General features: G+C 34.1%; 20 protein-coding genes. 9 read left to right on the top strand and 11 right to left on the bottom strand.

Annotated elements, in window-relative coordinates; translation table 11 throughout:
* Positions 1-75: 75 nt before the first annotated feature.
* Positions 76-459, top strand: a complete 384-nt coding sequence (locus tag QWY90_RS02910; protein WP_290284340.1) for a DUF983 domain-containing protein — start codon at positions 76-78, stop codon at positions 457-459.
* Here QWY90_RS02910 and QWY90_RS02905 read toward each other — a convergent pair.
* The 7 genes from QWY90_RS02905 to topA all read right to left on the bottom strand — a co-directional run bounded on the left by QWY90_RS02905 (position 449) and on the right by topA (position 10,142).
* Positions 449-1,492: an NAD(P)/FAD-dependent oxidoreductase gene (locus QWY90_RS02905; protein WP_290284338.1), complete on the bottom strand. Its 1,044-nt coding sequence runs from the start codon at positions 1,490-1,492 to the stop codon at positions 449-451. The two genes, QWY90_RS02910 and QWY90_RS02905, sit on opposite strands and share 11 nt — an antisense overlap.
* 68 nt (positions 1,493-1,560) lie before the next feature.
* On the bottom strand, positions 1,561-2,475 hold the full coding sequence (gene porN / locus QWY90_RS02900) for a type IX secretion system ring subunit PorN/GldN (protein ID WP_290284337.1): 915 nt from the start codon (positions 2,473-2,475) through the stop codon (positions 1,561-1,563).
* A gap of 46 nt (positions 2,476-2,521) precedes the next feature.
* Positions 2,522-4,069 (bottom strand): type IX secretion system motor protein PorM/GldM, encoded by a 1,548-nt coding sequence (porM, locus tag QWY90_RS02895; protein WP_290284336.1) that lies wholly within the window; start codon positions 4,067-4,069, stop codon positions 2,522-2,524.
* Between the two features lie 56 nt (positions 4,070-4,125).
* A complete protein-coding gene (porL, locus tag QWY90_RS02890; RefSeq protein WP_290284335.1) occupies positions 4,126-4,773 on the bottom strand; it encodes a type IX secretion system motor protein PorL/GldL in 648 nt (215 codons plus the stop codon).
* 53 nt (positions 4,774-4,826) lie between these two features.
* A complete protein-coding gene (gene porK / locus QWY90_RS02885) occupies positions 4,827-6,245 on the bottom strand; it encodes a T9SS ring complex lipoprotein PorK/GldK (protein ID WP_290284334.1) in 1,419 nt (472 codons plus the stop codon).
* 237 nt (positions 6,246-6,482) lie between these two features.
* Complete coding sequence (locus QWY90_RS02880) at positions 6,483-7,637, bottom strand: formimidoylglutamase (protein ID WP_290284333.1); 1,155 nt, start codon at positions 7,635-7,637, stop codon at positions 6,483-6,485.
* A gap of 3 nt (positions 7,638-7,640) precedes the next feature.
* The gene (gene topA, locus QWY90_RS02875) at positions 7,641-10,142 is read right to left on the bottom strand and encodes a type I DNA topoisomerase (RefSeq protein ID WP_290284332.1); all 2,502 of its coding nucleotides are present in this window, start codon (positions 10,140-10,142) and stop codon (positions 7,641-7,643) included.
* A 317-nt stretch (positions 10,143-10,459) separates the two neighbouring features.
* Here topA and miaB point away from each other — a divergent pair, with 317 nt between their 5' ends.
* From miaB to groL, 8 genes are all read left to right on the top strand, one after another.
* Positions 10,460-11,908: a tRNA (N6-isopentenyl adenosine(37)-C2)-methylthiotransferase MiaB gene (gene miaB, locus QWY90_RS02870; RefSeq protein ID WP_290284331.1), complete on the top strand. Its 1,449-nt coding sequence runs from the start codon at positions 10,460-10,462 to the stop codon at positions 11,906-11,908.
* Positions 11,909-11,998: 90 nt separating this feature from the next.
* Positions 11,999-13,261 carry a sigma-54 interaction domain-containing protein gene (locus QWY90_RS02865; protein WP_290286920.1) on the top strand — a complete coding sequence of 421 codons (1,263 nt, stop codon included), beginning with the start codon at positions 11,999-12,001 and terminating at the stop codon, positions 13,259-13,261.
* A gap of 53 nt (positions 13,262-13,314) precedes the next feature.
* On the top strand, positions 13,315-14,115 hold the full coding sequence (locus tag QWY90_RS02860) for a hypothetical protein (RefSeq protein WP_290284330.1): 801 nt from the start codon (positions 13,315-13,317) through the stop codon (positions 14,113-14,115).
* A gap of 54 nt (positions 14,116-14,169) precedes the next feature.
* Positions 14,170-14,673, top strand: a complete 504-nt coding sequence (locus QWY90_RS02855) for an LptE family protein (RefSeq protein WP_290284329.1) — start codon at positions 14,170-14,172, stop codon at positions 14,671-14,673.
* 4 nt (positions 14,674-14,677) lie between these two features.
* Positions 14,678-15,493, top strand: a complete 816-nt coding sequence (locus QWY90_RS02850) for a tetratricopeptide repeat protein (RefSeq protein ID WP_290284328.1) — start codon at positions 14,678-14,680, stop codon at positions 15,491-15,493.
* A gap of 3 nt (positions 15,494-15,496) precedes the next feature.
* Positions 15,497-15,829 carry a preprotein translocase subunit SecG gene (gene secG, locus QWY90_RS02845; RefSeq protein ID WP_290284327.1) on the top strand — a complete coding sequence of 111 codons (333 nt, stop codon included), beginning with the start codon at positions 15,497-15,499 and terminating at the stop codon, positions 15,827-15,829.
* Positions 15,830-15,959: 130 nt separating this feature from the next.
* Positions 15,960-16,235 (top strand): co-chaperone GroES, encoded by a 276-nt coding sequence (locus tag QWY90_RS02840; RefSeq protein WP_136150696.1) that lies wholly within the window; start codon positions 15,960-15,962, stop codon positions 16,233-16,235.
* Between the two features lie 42 nt (positions 16,236-16,277).
* Positions 16,278-17,909, top strand: coding sequence for a chaperonin GroEL (groL, locus tag QWY90_RS02835; protein WP_290284326.1), 1,632 nt, complete (start codon positions 16,278-16,280; stop codon positions 17,907-17,909).
* A gap of 52 nt (positions 17,910-17,961) precedes the next feature.
* On the opposite strand, the gene QWY90_RS02830 is transcribed toward groL, so the two are convergent.
* From QWY90_RS02830 to QWY90_RS16975, 4 genes are all read right to left on the bottom strand, one after another.
* Positions 17,962-18,645, bottom strand: a complete 684-nt coding sequence (locus QWY90_RS02830; RefSeq protein WP_290284325.1) for a DedA family protein — start codon at positions 18,643-18,645, stop codon at positions 17,962-17,964.
* Between the two features lie 198 nt (positions 18,646-18,843).
* Complete coding sequence (locus QWY90_RS02825) at positions 18,844-19,185, bottom strand: heavy-metal-associated domain-containing protein (RefSeq protein WP_290284324.1); 342 nt, start codon at positions 19,183-19,185, stop codon at positions 18,844-18,846.
* Positions 19,186-19,237: 52 nt separating this feature from the next.
* The gene (locus QWY90_RS02820) at positions 19,238-21,259 is read right to left on the bottom strand and encodes a TonB-dependent receptor plug domain-containing protein (RefSeq protein ID WP_290284323.1); all 2,022 of its coding nucleotides are present in this window, start codon (positions 21,257-21,259) and stop codon (positions 19,238-19,240) included.
* Between the two features lie 51 nt (positions 21,260-21,310).
* Positions 21,311-21,712 (bottom strand): HYC_CC_PP family protein, encoded by a 402-nt coding sequence (locus tag QWY90_RS16975; RefSeq protein WP_439108575.1) that lies wholly within the window; start codon positions 21,710-21,712, stop codon positions 21,311-21,313.

The following is a 21,712-nucleotide window of genomic DNA, read 5'->3' as shown; positions in this document are numbered from 1 at the left end:
TAAAACCTTATTTGGATTTACCTTTGTATACTCGAGGTCATAAGACTAAAATGAACAAAATTAAATTTTTTGCAAATGTTAAAAAAAGGATCCAAACTAAATAGTATTTTAACAGGAACTTGTCCACGTTGTCAAGAAGAAAGCATGTATTTGGACAAAAATCCATATCATATACAGAATATCTATAAAATGCAGGAGAATTGTAGTCATTGTGGTTTACATTATCAAATAGAACCTTCCTTTTTTTATGGTGCGATGTATGTTAGTTACGGGTTGACTGTTGGCATTGGAGTTGCGGCTTTTATCATTTCGAAAGTCATTATGGGATTATCATTAAAACAAGCTATCATTGCCATTATTCTAGCACTTATAGCCCTGATGCCGATAACGGCGCGATTAGCCAGAAATATTTATATCAATATGTTTATTAGTTTTGATAAGAATGCTGCTAAGAAGTAGTATATCTTTTGATATCAATAGCCTTATCTAATGGTTTTCCGTTTTCGATAAAGTCGAATAAATCTTTAGCCAAAGTTGGCGCCAGCATTACACCTCGTGTTCCGAGACCATTTAAAATATGGAGCTTTTCATGTTTTGGATGCGTGCCAAGTAATGGTCTTCTGTCCTTAACTGTTGGTCTTACACCGGCAAAATGTTCTACAATTTCAAAATCACAGTTTAGAATTTCTTTTATTCTATCGATTAATTCTTGCTTGCCTTCAGTGGTTGGCGCGTTTGTTTTGTCTTCCCAATTATAAGTTGCGCCCACTTTAAAAAGAGCATCGCCTAAGGGCAAAATAAAAACGCTGGTATTTATAATTACATCTAAATCTAATTCAGGGGCTCTAATGATAAATAATTCACCTTTAGTTCCATCAAGCGGTAAAAGATTAAAAAACGGATTAGAATGCATTCCAAATCCTTCAGCGAAGACAATGTGTTTGGCTTTTATATTTTGGTATTCAATATGGTCGTCAAACAGCTGTAATTCGGCATAATCAAAAGTGTCTGAAGCCAATAGATTTAAACTTTTTAGATACTTGTGATAATGGGTAAGCAAAGCAATTGTATCCACATAACCGGTTTGCAATACTTCACCGTATCCAAAGGGAGCATCAATACCGTTGTACTTTTTATGGATAATTGTTGTAGAAAGAAACGGTGATAAATTTGGTTTATCTGAGGCTGCAAACCAATTGTTTTGTTCTTCTACAGAGAAGAATTTTCGATATATCGGGATTTTAAAATCGAATTGAATGGCAAGTTTTTTTTCAATGGCGGCATAAAACTCATTAGCTAATTCAAGTTGAGGCTTGGCATTCCAGACTTCGCTAAATCTTTTTAAAATTACAGGATTATACAATCCGCCTGCTATGCTGCTGGAACTTTGTGAGTTGTTTTCAAAAACTATAAAGGACTTATTATGCTGCAAAAGTGTTTCTGCAAAAGCAATACCTGCTAACCCTGAACCAACAATAATATAATCTGTCATTATTTATATAGCTAAAAAAAACTCTCACCATAAAGATGAGAGTTTTATATTGTATTATGAACTATTTCTTAGTAATTCCACATATCCGATTCGAAACTACGAATCTTTTCTTTTACTCTATCCGATTCTAAAAGCTGGTTTTGAGAATTGTCTTTCATGTATTGCTGAATTTCTCTATCGCCATAAACATTTTCTTCTTTGTATATCTCGCCATTAAATCTTCTCGAGTTTAACAAATGGTCAAATGTAATTGGCATCGCAGAATTCTTATCATTAAAGGCCTTTGACTCATGCAGTATATCTCTTACCGTAGGGAAGTAAACCCAGAACAATTCAATTACGTCAGCATTTTCATTACCCGCATCTTTTGCTTCCGGAGTAACCGGACACAAAGCTAATAATCTGTATTTTAGTTCACCCTGACGTTTGTCAAAATACCAGTACCCTTTGATTTTGTAGCCTGATATATAACTTGCGTCTAATTCTTTTTTATTGATAAACTGAGGATCTAAAACCTTAGCTCCTGATTTGTAATCGTCAATAAAGTTATTATACTCATCTATACCAGCTGGAATAGTATCGGTATAGGTAAACGAAGATGCCATATCTTTAAACGTTTTCTTGGTATTGAAATAATCGTCAGCATACACTTCGGTAATCTTACCATTCTTGATATTTTTAACAAGTACATCAAACAATGACCTTCTATCTTTACCAACAAAATTAGTATCAATCGGGTAATATAATGGAAAATTAATTCTTTCATCAACATCTACAAACTCCCAAATCGTTTTACCCATTAATACATCTCTGTCATGAACATAACCATATGGTAATGGTTTATCATTGTCAGAAATTAACTGAGCAGGTGTTTTCTTTCCAATCTCGTCTGGAGTTTTGGAATTCAACAAGTTTGACTGAGCAAAAGTTGAAGCACCCATTGCTACTGCAAAAACTACTGATAAAAGATTTTTAATTTTCATAATTTAATATAAGTTATTTAAGTAGGTTTCTTTTCAACTTAAATTATTATTGTATTTCGTAAATAACAGGTGAAGCTGTCTGTGGCTTGATACCTTGACCTGCAATTTTAGATTTAATATCTGAAATTGTAATCTGATCACCTTTAGAAGCTCTAACTAATGCAGCTGCACATTTAGCATCTACTCTGTTTCCATTTACAACAATCGCTGGTTGACCTTGCACTTTAAAAGTAAATTGAACTACTTCAAAGTTTAAGTCATACAAGAAATCAGGCAATACTGCTGTAACTTGCGATACTTGCAAACGAGACTTTGCACCTTTTATAACTCCTGTTGAACCTGCAATTGCACCAAGTGGAGCAGGAATATTTTTAATTCTAAATATTTTGCTATCAGAAACTGGTTTCCCATCAGGAAGTTTAGCTGTAACGCTAACTTTTACTTCAGTACCAGAACCTGGGTTTAAGTTATATTTTCCATTACCCGTTGCTCTGGCTAAACCTGGAGCAGAAGCCGATACTTTGTCATCAGAGATACCTGCGAATGAAATAGTCATTGGATTTGGTAACCCTCTGTAAACTACGTTCATTTTATCAGCAGAAATATTAGCTGATTTAGGTTGTGGTACAACAACATAGTTTCCTTTAATTGGTAAGCTAACTACTTTTCCGTTTTCGTCAAAGTTAAATGAACCAGTAATTTCATGTTCTCCAACAGCACCAGCACCGAAAGAGAAATCTGCCTGACCTGCTTTGGCAGGAACACTAACTCCATTTACGATAACTGATTTAGCAACTAAGTTTGGATCAAATTTTCCTAAGATAATTTTTCCTTTAACTGCCTCACCTTGAAAGAAAGCTGTTTTTTCTGGAACAACAATTGGTTGATACGCTGTTAATGAAGCGGCAGCAACTAAGTCAGATTTAAACATCCCTTCCATGATATCACTTTCAGTTGATTTGATATCCGCTTGCAATTGTGTCAGTTTTGTAACAGTTGCAATCAATGGGAAATGGTGGTAGTTATAATCTAACCATGGTAACTTTGCTTCAGCTTTTTCAGAATAAACATCTTCTGTAGCAAATCTTTTCTCGATTTTTTTCATTTCAACCTCAGCTATTGAACTTCCTCCAATTGCTTTTAGTTTACCTGCAAATCCTCTGATTTTTTCTAAGAATTCTTTACCTTTTGCTGACTCTTTATCGCCTGTATAGAACATATTGTCAATTTCGTCACTTTTATCCATTTGTTCACATGGATAGTTACCTTCTTTATCTTTAGGGAATTTTTTGGTAACTTCAGTTTTTATACCTTCGATATAATCATTGTATTCTTTACAGATAGCTCTGATTTTATCAACTTTAGCTTTTTTATCACCATACTGTAATGGCTGGTCTTTAGCTTTTTGTTGTAGTTGCAAAAAAGAGCTTTCATTTCTATTGTCAGTGATTGAATTTGAACTTTCAATCTTAGTATTTAAAATTCCAAAAGCTGATAATACTTCTTTTGACATGTTTAATGCCAACATCGCGATGAATACCAAATACATCAGGTTAATCATCTTCTGTCTAGGGGTTAATTTTCCTCCTGCCATTTTTTCTAATTAGTTTAAATTATTATTTTGTTTAAAATATATAGTTATAAAACTAATTATCCTTTATTACTCATTGCAGAAAGCATTCCACCGTATACATTATTCAATGTAGAAAGGTTAGACGTTAAGCTTTGCATTTGATCTTTTAATTTTAAATTGTTTTCAGCAACTTCGTCATTGATTTTTGCGTTTCTTTCAGCACTTTGTAATTGCACTTGGTATAAACCGTTCAATGCTTCTAATTGACCTGCTGCTCTTGTCATTTCTTCAGAATATTTTTTTGTAGAAGCAACTGCATCAACAGTTGGAGATATAGCTTTTGCTGCACCTTCAAAATTTTTGATACTGTTTCCTAAGCTTTCCATTAATGCACTATCTACTTTAGCTTCTTTTAACATAGCATCAAGTTTTTGAGATAATAACCCTTGCGCGTCTGTTGCATCTTCTGTTTTTACTTTTCTAGCTTTTGCTTCACCACCAGCTAATTCTGGATAAACTAAAGACCAATCTAATTCATTATCAACTGGTTCAAAAGCAGATAATCCAAAAATTAACGCTTCAGTAACAAGTCCTATAGTTAACATTAAGTTACCCGTTATAAATCCAAATTCGATGTGAGTAATTTTGAACAATGCACCGATGATTACAACTGCTGCTCCCATCCCGTATGCGAAATTCATTGCTTTTTTGCTTAATAATGCCATAATAATAAAATTTTAGTTAGTTAGTTTTAATTTATATTTAAGTTAGTTTTAAATTATTTTTTAGGAACTCCGTTTTTGGTGACTTTAGTTCCCATATAATCTTGTACTGTACGGAATCCTATGTAACTTCGAGCTGAATCTGCATATTCAAAATCTCTGGTTCCTACTTGCAAAAAGTAAGCGACATCTTTCCATGAACCACCTCTAACGGCTTTTCTCATGTTTTTTAAATCTGAAACGTTTGGATTTATTGAAGATACATATTCATAAGCTGCGGCATCATAAGATGAATCAGTCCATTCAGCCACATTTCCTGCCATATTGTATAAATTATATCCATTTGGCTCATATGATTTTGCTTCTACAGTATACAAAGCCTGATCGGCAGCATAATCTCCTCTATTAGGTTTGAAGTTAGCTAAGAAACAACCTCTGTCATTTTTAGCATAAGGTCCACCCCAAGGAAAAGTTCCTGATTCTAATCCACCTCTAGCAGCATATTCCCATTCTGATTCAATAGGAAGACGGAAAGTGTTTATTAAATCGTGGTGTTTTTTCTTTGATTTGATATACGAATTTTTGTTTAACGTTCTCCAAGCACAAAAAGCTTTTGCTTGTTTCCAATTTACACCTACTACAGGATATTCGCCGTAAGCTTGGTGCCAAAAATAATCGTTGTGCATAGGTTCATTATAAGAATAGGCAAAATCTTTAATCCAAACCGTGGTGTCAGGATAAACAAGTTGTTGTTCTGTTCTGATAAATGAACTTCTTTTACCCGTTTTTGCTTTTGCAGCTGCTTGAATATCCATCCATGAATATCTAAATTTTAATTTACGGACATCAATAGTTCGTAAACCATTAAAAGATTCGGCTAAAGGCAAATACATAGTATCCATAACTTCTGTATAATATTCGTCTGGATATTTTTTGGTATCTTTTATAAGTTTGATTTTTTTGTTCAACCTTCTTCCTGCATAAGGATCATCATCAGTACCTACACTATAATAATTCTCATACATGTATTTATCATAAGGAGTCATCTTGGCCGGATCAGTATCATTGAAAGCAAAGTCTCCAATACTTCCTCCTTTTCCACCACCTTTTCCGCCTTTCGCACCTTTACCTGTTGGTGTTTGTCCTACTTCATCAGCGAGAATAGCTAAACGAACTCTTATAGTAGAGTCTTTTACCCATTCAACAAATTGACGATATTCACTGTTTGTTATTTCAGTTTCATCCATGTAGAATGATCTAACTGTAACCGTTTTAGTTGGAGCATCTTGTATGTTAGCTGGGTCATCATCAGATTTACCCATAATGTATGCTCCACCAGGTATCAAAGTCATTCCAAACGGCTTTTCTGGATGCCATTTTCTTCCTTTAACTCCTACCAATTCACCTTTATCACTTGATCCACCACAACTGGTTAATAAAGCTAAAAATGACGCAAATGTTATGAACTTCTTCATATGTAAATTTTGGGGTTATTTGAATTTTTTTTAGGGCGTAAACCTATTTATTATTTTTGAAAAAAGCAATTAATTAATATTAAATTTATTTGTTTACTCTTTCATTTCATTAATTCACATTTCAAAAATAGAATTATTCTTGTAATTAAAAAAATATTTTATCGATAAAATGCATTTTTTTACGATAAAATGCGTTTTTATTGTCTTGTTTGTAAGTTGTTTTTTACGTTTATTAAATTAAATTGAATTCTTTCGTTGTGCTTTCCACCATCTTTCTGGTATTTCATTATTACACGCCGCTAAATATTCTTCATGTGAACATGATAATAACGTATTTTTTTTAAGTTTATTGTGCTGCCCTACAAAAAAATTAATTTCTATCCACCATCTACCCGTTTTATTGCTCTTATAAAATATTAATTCTTCATTTTCTAATGGCACAATGTATTTTAAATAATTCTCTTTTGTACCAAATGGATACTCGTTGGAACGATAATTAACGCCTTCAATAAAATACCATATTATTTGAGCAATAAGAACTGATCCCTCTCTTTTATTATTATAATTAAAGATACCCAAAGAACTTACCTTGTCACTAATACCCGCATATCTTGATAAACTACAAATTTCTTTTCCGTCAAAACCATTTGGAGTAAAAGTAACAAAGTTTCCTGAATATGAGGATTTTACAGCATTTAAATCTATACTAACAATATCTGCATCCCGTAAAGTTGGTTCTGACATTTCAATATTATTTGATATGTCACCTAATCTGTAAGCGTCAAAAAATAATTTTTCTATTAAATCAATCTCTTCTTGAGAATTATAATAGGTTTGATATCCTACATTAGTATAATTAAAAAGATTATTGGGCTCGTCCAAAATTATTTTAGACAAATAAGAATTTGCTGTAATTCCATCTTCCTGCTTACCAAAATCAAATTTACTATCTATAGAAACCAAGTTAACCATTTGCTCCTGATTATCGTATGCTCTGTATAGTGGGTAAGTCAAATCCTGTGAACCACCTATAACAATTGGAATAATTCCTTTTTTAATTAATTTAGCGGCTACTTTTTGTAAAGCAAAAAAAGTGTCTTCTAAAGAATTTCCCGGAATAATATCTCCTAAATCAGCTATTGAGCTTTGCCAGTTTCCGGGAAACAAACCATATAGTTCTTTTCGGACAGCTTCAAGATTAACTTCATCGTCTACATAATTTACTGCACCACGGTTTTCTAATACGCCAACGATTACAATTTTTACTTTATCAATATCTGGAAATTCCTTATCCGTATGAAAAGCGACTTTGCTTCCCAAATGCTGTGATGACAATCCTTTGATGTATTGAAGAACTTCGTTATCAACAGGTGATAGAAAATCAAATTCCATAGCTTATTTCTTTTTAGCAGGTGCTTTTTTTGTTGCTGTTTTTTTTGCTGCAGTCTTCTTTGCCGGTGTTTTTTTCTCTATTAGCTCTTTTACTTCCTCTAGAGTTAATTTGGTGGCATCAACATCTTTATTTAATTCAATTTTGATTTTGCCTTTGGTAATTACTGATTTTCCCCAACGTGCTTTTTCAACCAAGATTCCTTCTTCTTTCCAATTGTGAATTACTTTGTCGATGTTCTTTTGCAATTTCTCTTCTATCAATTCTTCAACATCCGCTTGCGATAGATTATCAAAATTGTATTTTTTACTTACGTTGATAAAAATCCCGTTCCATTTTAAAAAAGGACCAAAACGACCAACTCCTTTTTGAACCGGTTCATTTTTATAAGTAGCAATTGGTGCATCAGCTTGTGCTTTTTCGTTAATCAATTCTTGTGCTCTTTCCATAGTAACATCTAATGGATCTTCGCCTTTTGGTAAAGAAATAAATTGCTTACCGAAACGAACATAAGGGCCAAAACGACCATTGCTAACTTCAACATCTTCTCCTTCATATATACCTAAATTTTTTGGCAGTAAAAATAAATTCAACGCTTCTTCTAAAGTTATGCTACCAATATTTTGTTCTTGACGCAAACTTGCGAATTGTTTTTCATCATCATCTGCTTCACCTATTTGGGCAACTGGACCGAATTTTCCTAAACGAACCAAAACCTGTTTGCCTGTTTTTGGATCTTTCCCTAATATTCTTTCGCCACTTTCTCGTTCTGCATTTTCACCTACTTCAAGAACATTTGGGTGAAACTTATCATAGAAATCCTGCATCATCTTTGCCCAATCAATATTTCCTTCTGCGATTTCATCAAAGTCTTGCTCTACTTTCGCCGTAAAATTATAATCTAATATCGCTGCAAAATTCTTTACCAAAAAGTCATTTACAATCGTTCCGATATCGGTTGGAACTAATTTCCCTTTATCAGAACCAGTATTTTCTTTTAAAACCTTTTCGTCAACTTTATTTGCTTGAAGCGTAAGTTGCGTATATTTTCTTTCTACACCTTCTAAGTTTCCTTTTTCAACATACGTTCTGGCGATAATAGTAGAAATCGTTGGTGCATATGTCGATGGACGGCCAATACCTAATTCTTCTAATTTCTTTACCAATGATGCTTCTGTGTATCTCGAAGCAGCTCTTGTATATCTTTCGGTTGCTGTGATATTGTTATTTACTAGTCTTTCGTTTACTTTCAACGCTGGCAACATTCCTTCCTGTTCTTCATCGTCATCGTCATTTCCTTCAAGATATACTTTTAAGAATCCCTCAAATTTGATTACTTCTCCCGATGCTTGGAAAACTTCTGAATGATTATTGGCTTCAATCCTTACGTTTGTTCTTTCTAGTTCAGCATCGCTCATTTGAGAGGCTAATGTTCTTTTCCAAATCAAATCGTATAATCGCGCTTGGTCTCTTTCTACATTCACAGTATGTCTCGACATATCTGTTGGACGAATAGCTTCGTGCGCTTCCTGTGCCCCTTTACTTTTGGTGTTGAAAGTTCTTGGTTTAGAATATTCTCTTCCGTATGATTTTGTTATTTCCGCTTCAGCTGCATCAGATGCTTCTTTCGAAAGATTCACACTATCTGTTCTCATATAAGTTATCAATCCCGCTTCGTACAAACGCTGTGCGATTTGCATGGTGATTCCAACTGGTAAATACAATTTACGGGCGGCTTCCTGTTGCAAAGTTGATGTCGTAAAAGGTGCAGCTGGTGATTTTTTTGTTGGCTTCGTTTCTAAATCGGCTACTTTATAGGTAGAACCGATATTTTTATTCAGAAAATCTTCTGCTTCTTTTTTGGTTGCGAAGTTTTTTGGCAATTTGGCTTTGACTATTTTTCCGGCTTCGTTTGTAAATTCGGCTGTTACCGAATAGGATGCTACAGCTTTGAATTCCTGAATTTCTCTTTCTCTTTCTACAATTAATCGCACTGAAACTGATTGAACACGACCGGCAGATAATCCCCCTTTAACCTTTTTCCAAAGTACTGGTGATAATTCATAACCAACTAATCTATCTAAAACTCTTCGCGCTTGTTGAGCATTAACTAAGTTGTAATCGATTTCTCTTGGATTATCGATGGCTTTTAAAATAGCGTTTTTTGTTATTTCGTGGAAAACAATACGTTTTGTTTTGGCTTTATCTAATTTCAATTCTTCCGCTAAGTGCCAAGAAATGGCTTCTCCTTCGCGGTCCTCATCGGAAGCCAACCATACCATCTCGGCATTTTTAGCTAGGCCTTTAAGTTTTGTCACCAAAGCTTTTTTATCGGAAGAGACTTCGTATTTCGGCTTGAAACCGTTAAGCACATCAACTCCTATTTCTTTAGAAGGCAAGTCGGCAATATGCCCGTAGCTTGATTCTACCTGAAACTCGCTTCCTAGAAATTTTTCAATAGTTTTAGCCTTTGCAGGTGACTCCACGATAACTAAATTCTTTGCCATATCCCGATTGTTTATGTCGGCAAAAGTAAACGTTTTTTTTAAAAAACCGTTTTATTGCTATTTTTTAACGACGATTGACACATTTTATCAAATTACAACTATCACAAAAGACGACAACTCTCATGCCCTGATTGTAGTGAAAATCATTTTTGGATTACCCGAAAAGATATCTAAAAATATTGCAACGGAAAGCGGAAACAAGGACTCCATGTATACTCAAACCATTCGCTCCAAAACTTTTGTTAAACCAAACTGCCATCTTGTCATATTTTATAATTTAGTATTATCTTTGTTGTCCCGAAAGCGAAACATTTTATATGAAAAAGGAAATTGACGAGAAAAAACAAGGCAGCAGTCTTGTTTTGGAACACAAAAAGGAAAACACCAAAAAACTATTTATAGAAAGCTATGGCTGTGCGATGAATTTTTCGGACAGTGAAGTTGTTGCGTCTATATTGACAAATGAAGGTTATAATACGACAACTATATTAGAAGAAGCCGATTTGGTCTTGGTAAATACCTGTTCTATACGGGATAAAGCTGAACAAACCGTTAGAAAGCGTTTGGAAAAATATAATGCGGTAAAACGCGAAGTAAATCCGAATATGAAAGTGGGCGTTTTAGGCTGTATGGCGGAACGATTGAAAGAGAAATTTCTTGATGAAGAGAAAATTGTTGACATGGTTGTAGGTCCGGATGCTTATAAAGATTTACCAAACTTATTGCAAGAAGTAGAGCAAGGCAGAGATGCCATTAATGTAATTTTGTCTAAGGAAGAAACTTATGGCGATATTTCGCCTGTGCGTTTGATGAGTAATGGCGTAACCGCTCTAGTTTCTATTACGCGCGGTTGTGATAATATGTGTACGTTTTGTGTGGTTCCGTTCACTCGTGGACGAGAACGCAGTAGAGAACCGCAAAGTATTCTTGAAGAAATCAAAGATTTATGGGATAAAGGCTTTAAAGAAGTTACGCTTTTAGGTCAAAATGTGGATAGTTATCTTTGGTATGGTGGCGGTTTGAAAAAAGATTTTGATAAAGCTTCAGAAATGCAACAAGCCACAGCTGTTGGTTTTGATCAGTTATTAGAAATGGTTGCCGTGCAATTCCCTAAAATGCGTATTCGTTTTTCGACATCCAACCCTCAAGATATGCATGAAGAAGTGTTGCATATTATTGCCAAATATCCAAATGTTTGTAAACATATTCATTTGCCAGTTCAAAGTGGAAGCGATAGAATTCTAAAAGAAATGAATCGTTTGCACACACGTGCAGAATATTTACAATTGATTGATAAAATTAAAACGATACTTCCAGAAAGTTCTATCACACAGGATATGATTGCCGGTTTCCCAACAGAAACTGAGGAAGATCACCAAGACACTCTGAACCTAATGGAAACCGTGAAATATAGTTTTGGCTATATGTATGCCTACTCAGAACGCCCAGGAACTTTGGCAGGAAGAAAGATGGAAGATGATGTTCCGGAAGAGATAAAACAAAGACGTTTACAAGAAATTGTGGATTTGCAACGCAAACATGGTTTAGCAAGAACGCAAGAATTTATTGGAAAAACGGTGGAAGTCTTGGTAGAAAAAGTTTCTAAAAAATCAGCAGAACAATTATCGGGAAGGAATTCACAGAGTTTAGTGGTTGTTTTCCCAAAAGAACATTATAAAATTGGCGATTTTGTGAATGTAAAAATTACCAACTGTACCAGTGGAACCTTGATTGGCGAAGCTATTGGATATAGTGAAATGAATTAAAACAATGAATAATTGATAATGGATAATTAAAAATTTTAAAAAATAGAAATTAATTATCCAATGTCAATTATCAATTATCAATTGAATAAAATGGAAACCGTACAAAGCATAAAACAACGATTTGAGATTATTGGGAATGACCCAAAACTAAATCGTGCCATAGAGAAAGCCATACAGGTTGCTCCTACTGATATTTCGGTATTGGTTGTGGGTGAAAGTGGTGTTGGTAAAGAAAGTATTCCTAGAATTATACATTCGCTTTCGCATAGAAAACACGGAAAATATATCGCTGTAAACTGCGGTGCCATTCCGGAAGGAACCATTGACAGCGAACTTTTCGGACATGAAAAAGGTTCGTTTACAGGCGCCAATGTTGAGCGTCAGGGGTATTTTGAAGTGGCCGATGGCGGAACCATTTTCCTGGATGAAGTTGGTGAATTACCTTTATCTACCCAAGTGCGTTTACTTCGTGTTTTGGAAAACGGCGAATTTATGAAAGTAGGTTCATCACAAGTACAAAAAACCAATGTTCGTATAGTTGCCGCTACCAATGTAAATTTGTTCGACGCAATAGAGAGGGGGAAATTTCGTGAAGATTTATACTATCGTTTGAGTACAGTTGATATTCCTTTGCCTCCACTGCGCGACAGAAAAGAGGATATTCATTTGTTGTTTCGAAAATTTGCTTCCGATTTTGCTCATAAATACAAAATGCCTCCCGTTAAATTGAGTGATGAAGCCATTCAGTTTTTGCAAAAATACCGCTGGAGCGGAAACATTCGTCAGCTTAGAAATTTTGCAGAACAGCTTTCGGTTTTGGAAACGAATCGTGACATTTCGTTAGCTACATTACAATCTTATTTACCCGTTGAAGGCAGTAATTTACCTTCGGTTATTGGTGGGAAAAAATCGGAAAATGATTTTTCTACGGAAAGAGACATTTTATATAAAGTACTTTTTGATATGAAAAGTGATTTGCATGATTTGAAAAAATTAACCATGGAATTAATGCAAAACGGTAGCTCAAAAGTTCAGGAAATGAATAAGAATTTGATTCAGAAGGTTTTTGGATCTAAAGAAGAAAGCGCTTCTAATTTTGCTGACGATCCAAGACTAAATTCGATTGCTTCACAAAACGAAGTAGAACAAGAGGAGATTGAGGATGACGATGACACTAATTATCTAATGGCAGAAACCATTGACGAAGTAGAAGTATTAAAATTAGAACAAAAAGAAATTGAACTTATCAAGAAATCTCTAGAGCGTCATAAAGGTAAAAGAAAAGCGGCCGCAGATGAGTTGGGAATCTCTGAAAGAACACTTTATCGAAAAATCAAGCAGTATGACCTGTAAATTTTTTATTTAGTAAATACCTTTTTAAGTTTACGCCACCCAAATTATGAATCATGAAAAAAATTATCTTCCTTTTCGTTTTAACTACTACATTATTTTCTTGTAGTAGTGATGATAATAGTAACCAAACTAAAGTTTTACAAAAAGTTGTTTTTTATCGTAATAGCTCAAACGAGAAACACTGGAATTTTAAGAATAATTTATTAAAAGACATCACTCTTGCTGACGGAACAATTGCTGAAGAGTTTATTTATGACAATCAGAATCGTCTTATAAGAGACGTAAAATATACAAATGGAGTAGCAACCGAAACAGACATCATCAATTACAATGCTGATAATACTATAAAAAGCATTAATGGCTTACCATATACTTTTGATGTTGCAACAAGAACCTATGACTATACCTACGGAAGTAGTTTTACTATAAATTGTCAAGTTAATTCAGATTTTTTAGCTGAAAATTTCGTGCGTACAGGAACCAACGCCGGAGAATATCACATGACTTATGCTAATGGAAATATGCTGTCATTCGAAAAATCAACTTCAGGAGTAACTGATGTTATCAAAAATTTCCATTTTATCGGAAGTGTTGTTGAGGGTGGTGAAGTTTTCAAAGCAATTTTGGCTGTCGCTAGAGTTAAATCATTAACCGACCCAAATTTCTTCATTGACTGCCAGGTTTCAAAAAACAGCCCTATGGGTTTTGACAAAGGCATAACTGATCCGTACTATTATAATTATGGCGCAATTGTCAATATGGATGGAACACTTTTAGAGGTTGGTATCGAAGTTTTAGACAGCAGTAATAATGCTGTTGACTTGTATTCTTTTGCCGATTATTACTATCAGTAATGTCCTTCCATATTTCAAAATAAAGAATTACTTTAGCGGTCTTTAATTGTTACCATGAAGTTTTTAAAAATACTTTCTATTTTCATCCTTGCCGTCAGCATTAACAGTTGTTCCGTTTATAACTTTACCGGAACAGGGAAAATTGATGCCAAAACATTTCAAGTGAATTATTTTCAGAATAATGCTGAATTAATTGAACCTGGTATTGAAAGAACATTTACGATAAAACTTCAGGAAATTATTCAAAACCAAACCAATTTGAATTTGACGAATTCGAATGGCGATTTACTCTATGAAGGAGAAATTGTGGAGTATAGAACAACGCCAATGCAAGCCACTGCTGATCAAAGTGCTGCTCAAAGCAGATTGACGATTTCTGTTAATGTTCGTTTTAGCAATAAAAATAAAGAAGCTGATAATTTTGAGAAACGCTTTTCGTTTTACAGAGATTATGAAGGAAGTACACTTCCAACGGGTTCTGTATTAAATGGTTATATTGATGAGATTTTTGAGCGTATAACGCAAGACATTTTTAATGAGTCTTTGGCCAAATGGTAACTTGATGAACTTAACAGATTATACATATTTACTAAACAAACCTGATGCTATTAATGATAGATATGCTGAAACATTAGACAATGTCTTAAATGCTTTCCCCTATTTTCAAAGTGCTCGTATATTGAAGTTAAAGCATCTGTATAATCAGGATAGTTTTAATTATAATTATGCCCTGAAAGTTTCTGCTGCTTATACTAATGACAGAAGTATTTTATTCGACTTTATCACTTCTGACTCTTTTGTTTCGGTACAAAAAGGTTTGTATGAAAAGAAACTAGAAGAGTTAATGAACATGAGTGTCATTGGAAGCGAACATATCATTGTGGAAGCCAATCATCCCTTTGTTGATGCTTTAGAACAATCGATTTTAACTTCTATCAAAGAAGCAACAACCACAGAAGAACAAAAAGTCGAAGAAAAATTAGCCATTGGAAAACCATTAGAATTTTCTAAAAACGAGAAACATTCCTTTCAAGAATGGTTGCAATTGTCACGACTAAAACCAATTGTCAGAGAAGAAAGCAAACCTTCATTTTTTGATGATAAAAAGAAAAAATTAGATTTAATTGACAAGTTTATAGAAAACAATCCGAAGATAACTCCAATAGCAAAAGACGCAGTAGTTCCAACAATAGAAGTCGTTCCCGAAGACACTTCCTATTTAATGACGGAAACTTTAGCTAGGGTTTATTTGGAACAAAAAAAATATTCAAAAGCAATTCAAGCCTATGAAATATTAATTTTGAAATATCCAGAAAAAAGTAGTTTCTTTGCAAACCGAATTTCGGATATTAAAATTTTACAACAAAATAATAAGTAAGTAATGAGCACATTTTCAATCTTTTTAGTATTAATAACAATAGTTTGTTTTTTATTGATCATAGTAATTATGGTACAAAATCCTAAAGGTGGTGGTTTATCCTCTTCATTAGGAGGTTCAACTCAAATGGGTGGTGTACAAAAAACAACTGACTTTTTAGATAAAAGTACTTGGACATTAGCAACAATATTAATCGTTTTGATTTTATTATCAAGCTTAAGTTTCTCAGGAAGCTTGAGCGATTCTAATTCAAAAATTGTAGACGAAAAAGAAAATATTGCGCCAAAAAACACAACTACTACTCCAGCTAAACCAGTGGAGACTCCAAAAAAATAATTAGCATAAAAAATATACAATGCCAGCACTGACATGCTGGCATTTTTTTTAGAAAAAATGTCCGTTTTAAAGACATGGCACAATTTCTGAAAGACCCGAAACACACTATTAAAATAAAAAATAAATAATTATGGCATTAAATATTAAACCCCTTTCAGACAGAGTAATTATTGAACCTGCCGCCGCTGAAACTCAAACAGCTTCCGGAATCATTATTCCAGATACGGCAAAAGAAAAACCACAAAAAGGAACTGTTGTAGCTGTTGGAAATGGTAAAAAAGACGAACCATTAACCGTTAAAGTTGGCGATGTTGTTCTTTACGGAAAATACGCTGGAACTGATTTAAAGTTCAACGGAAAAGATTACCTAATTATGCGTGAAGACGACATCTTAGCAATTATCTAATTAAGATTTGAGTATTAAGTATTAAGACAAAAACAAAACAAAATGGCAAAAGATATAAAATTTGATATTGAAGCACGTGACGGTTTAAAACGCGGTGTTGATGCATTAGCAAATGCAGTAAAAGTAACCCTTGGACCAAAAGGTCGTAATGTAATAATTGGAAAATCATTTGGTGGGCCAACAGTTACCAAAGATGGTGTTACCGTTGCTAAAGAAATTGAATTGAAAGACCCATTGGAAAATATGGGTGCACAAATGGTAAAAGAAGTCGCATCTAAAACCAATGATTTGGCTGGTGATGGGACTACAACTGCAACAGTTTTGGCTCAAGCCATTGTAAAAGAAGGATTGAAAAACGTAGCTGCCGGTGCTAATCCAATGGATTTAAAAAGAGGAATTGACAAAGCTGTTGAAGCTATTGTAGCCGATTTGTCAAAACAAGCACAAGTTGTTGGAAGCGATTCTGAAAAAATAAAACAAATAGCTTCTATTTCTGCTAATAACGACGAAGTTATTGGTGATTTGATTGCAACTGCTTTTGGAAAAGTAGGTAAAGAAGGTGTTATCACCGTGGAAGAAGCTAAAGGAACTGACACTTACGTGGATGTTGTGGAAGGAATGCAGTTTGACAGAGGATATTTGTCTCCGTATTTCGTTACCAATCCAGAGAAAATGGAAGTGGAATTAGAAAGACCTTACATTCTTTTATATGACAAAAAAGTATCTTCTCTAAAAGAATTATTACCAATATTAGAGCCTGTAGCACAATCAGGGAAACCATTATTAATTATTGCAGAAGATGTTGATGGCGAAGCACTATCGACTTTGGTAGTAAACAAATTACGCGGTGCCTTGAAAATTGCAGCAGTAAAAGCTCCTGGTTTTGGTGACAGAAGAAAAGCAATGTTAGAAGATATTGCCATCTTAACCGGTGGAACTGTAATTGCTGAGGAAAGCGGTTACACTTTAGAAAACACTACTTTAGAAATGCTTGGTACAGCTGAAAAAGTAACTATCGATAAAGACAATACAACTTTGGTAAATGGTGCAGGAACGGCTGACATGATTAAAAATCGTGTAAACCAAATCAAAGGTCAAATGGAATCATCGACTTCAGATTATGATAAAGAAAAATTGCAAGAACGTTTAGCTAAATTAGCTGGTGGCGTTGCTGTACTTTATGTTGGCGCTGCTTCTGAAGTAGAAATGAAAGAGAAAAAAGACCGTGTTGATGATGCACTTCATGCGACTCGTGCCGCTGTTGAAGAAGGAATTGTTGCCGGTGGTGGTGTTGCTTTATTGAGAGCAAAATCAGTTCTAGATAAAATAAAAGCAGACAATGCAGACGAAGCAACCGGAATACAAATTGTTTCTCGTGCAGTAGAATCTCCGTTGAGAACCATTGTTGAAAATGCAGGATTGGAAGGTTCTGTTGTAGTAGCAAAAGTTTCGGAAGGGAAAGCTAATTTTGGTTACAATGCCAAAACAGATGAATATGTAGACATGCTAAAAGCAGGAATCATCGATCCAAAAAAAGTAACGCGTGTGGCTCTTGAAAACGCAGCTTCAGTAGCCGGAATGATATTGACTACCGAATGTGCTTTGGTTGAAATTAAAGAAGAAAACGCCGGCGGTGGAATGCCAATGGGCGGTGGAATGCCTGGAATGATGTAATAGTGAGTATAGATTATTTAAAAAACGTCTCGAATTTATCGGGACGTTTTTTTTATTCTTCTTGTTTTGGTGTTTTTTTAATCATCTTCAAAAAGACTGGGAAAGTGGAAATTAAAATAATTCCAATTACAATTTTTTCGATATGATGTTTCAAATCAATATCAAACTTCTCCAAAAACATTCCATAAAGATAATGCCCTGAGAAAATTAAAATGAACGACCAAAGAAACGAGCTTATGATATTGTAAAACATAAACTTCTTTTTATCCATGGTAACAATTCCGGCTACAATAGGAGCAAATGTTCTGACTATAGGTAAAAAACGCGCAAAAATTATAGCTTTACCACCAAATCTTTCAAAAAAATCTTTGGATTGAATTAAATATTTTTTCTTAAACCAAAAACTATCTTCTTTTTTATATAAATAATAACCACTTTTAGCGCCAAACCAATATCCCATCATATTTCCAAGAATTCCTGCAACAGCTACCAATGTCGACAACAAAGTAACATTAACGATATCACTTTCTATAAAAGTAAAGTTTTCAATTAAATCACGACTATAAATTCCAGCTAAAAAAAGCAAACTATCGCCCGGAAGAAAAAAACCGGCAAACAAACCAGTTTCAGCAAAAACAATAAACAATACGATCCATAGCCCAATTTTCACACCACCAATTGTCATAGTGATATAAAACTCGGGATTTATTAATTGTGTCCAGTCGAAACTACTCATAGAGTAAAAAATTTAAGTATATAAAATCGAGCGTGAAAATAGTCCTTTTTTTTAAGATAATTGCTATTTTTCACATATCGATAACTAATGTTTTACCATATCAAAATTTTGAAGTAGCGACATTGCCCTTTCTTTTCAATTCTTTTTCTTTCAAAAACAAGCATAAAAAAACTCCTTAAAATTAAGGAGTTCTTAAAATTATTTTCTGTCATACTGACAACACCCGGGAAGCTTTTTATAAACTTCACTTGTTGCTTTTTGTTCATCGGTGTCATGACCCGCTTTTGCAACCGCTTTTTTTACATCTAGTAGCGAACATTTTTCTTCATTGATAATTAGATGCAGCATGTGATCATCTATATTCCATTCGGCACTTTTTACGCCAGGAACAGAAAATGCTGCTTTCTGAATTCGCTTTTGACATTGTTCACAATTACCATTTACTTCAAATTCGTATTTGGCATTTTTGCTTTTTTTCTCTTGAGCTTGAGTTGAAAAGGCTACAAACAGTAACATCATTCCTAAAATTGTATTTTTCATTTCTTTGTTTTTAATTGTTATTATATTTTAATATTGTAATTGATATTGTCTTTTATTTCATTTTAAATCGTAATCCTGCGTAATACATCTGACCAAAAACAGGAGCATAAACAATGGACGTGTCAAAATTCGGTCCAAAAGGATTCTCCGAACCCAAAATAGCTTTGTTCTGACGGTAATTCCCAATGTTTTCTCCACCTATATACATTTCAAAGGTATTCGAAAAAGTTCGGGTAATTTGTGCATTCATCACACCAAATGAAGGTGAAAACTCAGGCAATCTGTCTTGTGTCGGATTACTAGCTGTGTTGGGCAATTGTTGCTTTCCTAACCAATTGAAAGTGTAATCAAATTTCCATTGTTTTCCTTTTTCTACAATGTGTGTTTCATATTCTAAATTTCCAAAGAAACGATGCTTCGCCTGCAACGGTCTTTGAAAACTTCCCGAAAGATAATCGGTCGAAATGTCGTAATATTTATAAGCTGTTCTTAAATTCAAATGTTTGATAATTTCTAAATTGAAATCAAGCTGCAAACTATTGGCAAATGATTTTCCTTTTAAGTTATAGAACAAAACCTGTTGCGGAGAATTCATTACATCAACAACTGCTTGATTTTGAAAATCAGTTCGATATAAATCTAAAGTCACATCGGCACTTTTGCCAAAAAGAATAAAGTTTTGCGTAAAACTAATTCCATAATTCCATGCAATTTCAGGGTCTAAACCATACACTTTCCCATTAGTATCCAAAATAGAAAACGTTCTTGAACTGGCGAAAAGGTTCTGGTTTTCGGCAAAAATATTTGCGGCACGTTTTCCTCTTCCGGCAGAAAATCTAATCACCGCTTTTTCCCAAGGATTGTATTTCACATGAAGTCTTGGTGTGAAGAATACTCCTAATCTATTGTGATAATCTAATCGTCCGCCAAGTATGTAGCTAAATTTATCGCCATCATCATAAGTATACTCAAAGAACGATCCAACAGAATTGTCAATTCGGCTAACATCAGAAAGGTTAACAAACTCCGAGTATTTATCATAGGTGAAGTTCAATCCCGTAGCAAACTTATGCATGGTATTGCTGATAATCGAATTGAAAATCAGGTTCGAATAATAGCTTTGCTGTTTGATGTTGTATTGGTTTAAACCAAAATATGATTCCTGATTGTGATTGCTAAAAGCATTTTGAAATCCGATACTTTGGTATGGTATATCTTTCCATACATAACCAACTTTGGAAGAAAAATCAAATCGTTCTGTATTGATTTCTGAACCCCAATAATTGGTTGTCAATCGGTCTCTATTTGAATTAAACTCAAGTTCGCCTGTTTGCTTTTTATCATTCATATAGCGAAAATTGATGAATGAAACCATACCTTTTTCCGGATTAGAATATTGCCAACGATTAGCGATGTTGAATTGTTTTCCCAACGGATTATCGAGAAAACCATCATTGTTCATGTCATTTTTAGCAACTCGGGCATTTCCGTGTACAAATAGACTCGTTGCCCAATAATCGGTCAATTTTTTGTTGAAATGTGTATTCAATTCAAAACGAGAATCAGAAGAACCGTAGGCATTCAGAAAAAACGGAATATCTTTCAGTGGTTTTATTAACTCGGTGTTAATTTGTCCCGAAATACTTTCAAAACCATTAACAACACTACCAGCGCCTTTATTAATTTGAATACTTTGAACCCAAGTTCCGGGGGTAAATGACAATCCATAAGCTTGCGAAGCACCACGAACTGAAGGAATATTTTCTTCGGTAATCATAATATATGGACTTGTCAAACCTAGCATTTTTATTTGTTTGGTTCCTGTTAACGCATCCGAAAAATTGACGTCAATGGAAGGATTTGTCTCAAAACTTTCTGCCAGATTACAGCATGCTGCTTTGAGTAATTCTTTACTGGTTACCAATGTTGAATTGGCTGTGCCATAAATCGATTTTTTAAGTCCCCTTTTGTTGGCCTGAACTTTTACCGTTTTTAAAGTATCTTTTTTGATGTCTTCTTGTGAAAAGGTTACGGCTGAAACCAACAATGTTAGCAACAAGATTGTTTTTTTCATTTTTTAAATTTTAATATTCGTGATTAAGTGACTACTTATCGAATACTAAAATCAGGAGTAAAAGGTATATTGGCTGTACAAGAGATATAAAGGCGGCGCATGGGCATCGCAATAATAAGTAAGATTATCTCTAGTTTTAAAATTGAAATTATCAGAAAAAAATAAAGGTTTCCAATCATTATAAACTTGAATGAAATCAGCATCAAAGGAAACCGATTTAACTATAATTTGGTCTGATTTGGCCTCAGATTTTATGATTTTATTTTTGCAACAATTTGAGTTTTTTTCAACTACGCCACAACAACTGTCTATAGTATCGCTTGAAGTAGAAACGGTACTTAGAGAAACTGACTCAATTTTATCGTCACAATAATGCACGTTGAACGCCAACCCTAAATTGGAAATCAAAAGGAAAAACGTTAGAAAAATGCTTATTTGTTTTTTCAAAATCAT

Source organism: Flavobacterium paronense, from assembly GCF_030409795.1.
GTDB lineage: Bacteria > Bacteroidota > Bacteroidia > Flavobacteriales > Flavobacteriaceae > Flavobacterium > Flavobacterium paronense.
The sequence above is the reverse complement of the archived record's forward strand: the minus strand, read 5'-3'. Positions and strand labels throughout refer to the sequence as shown.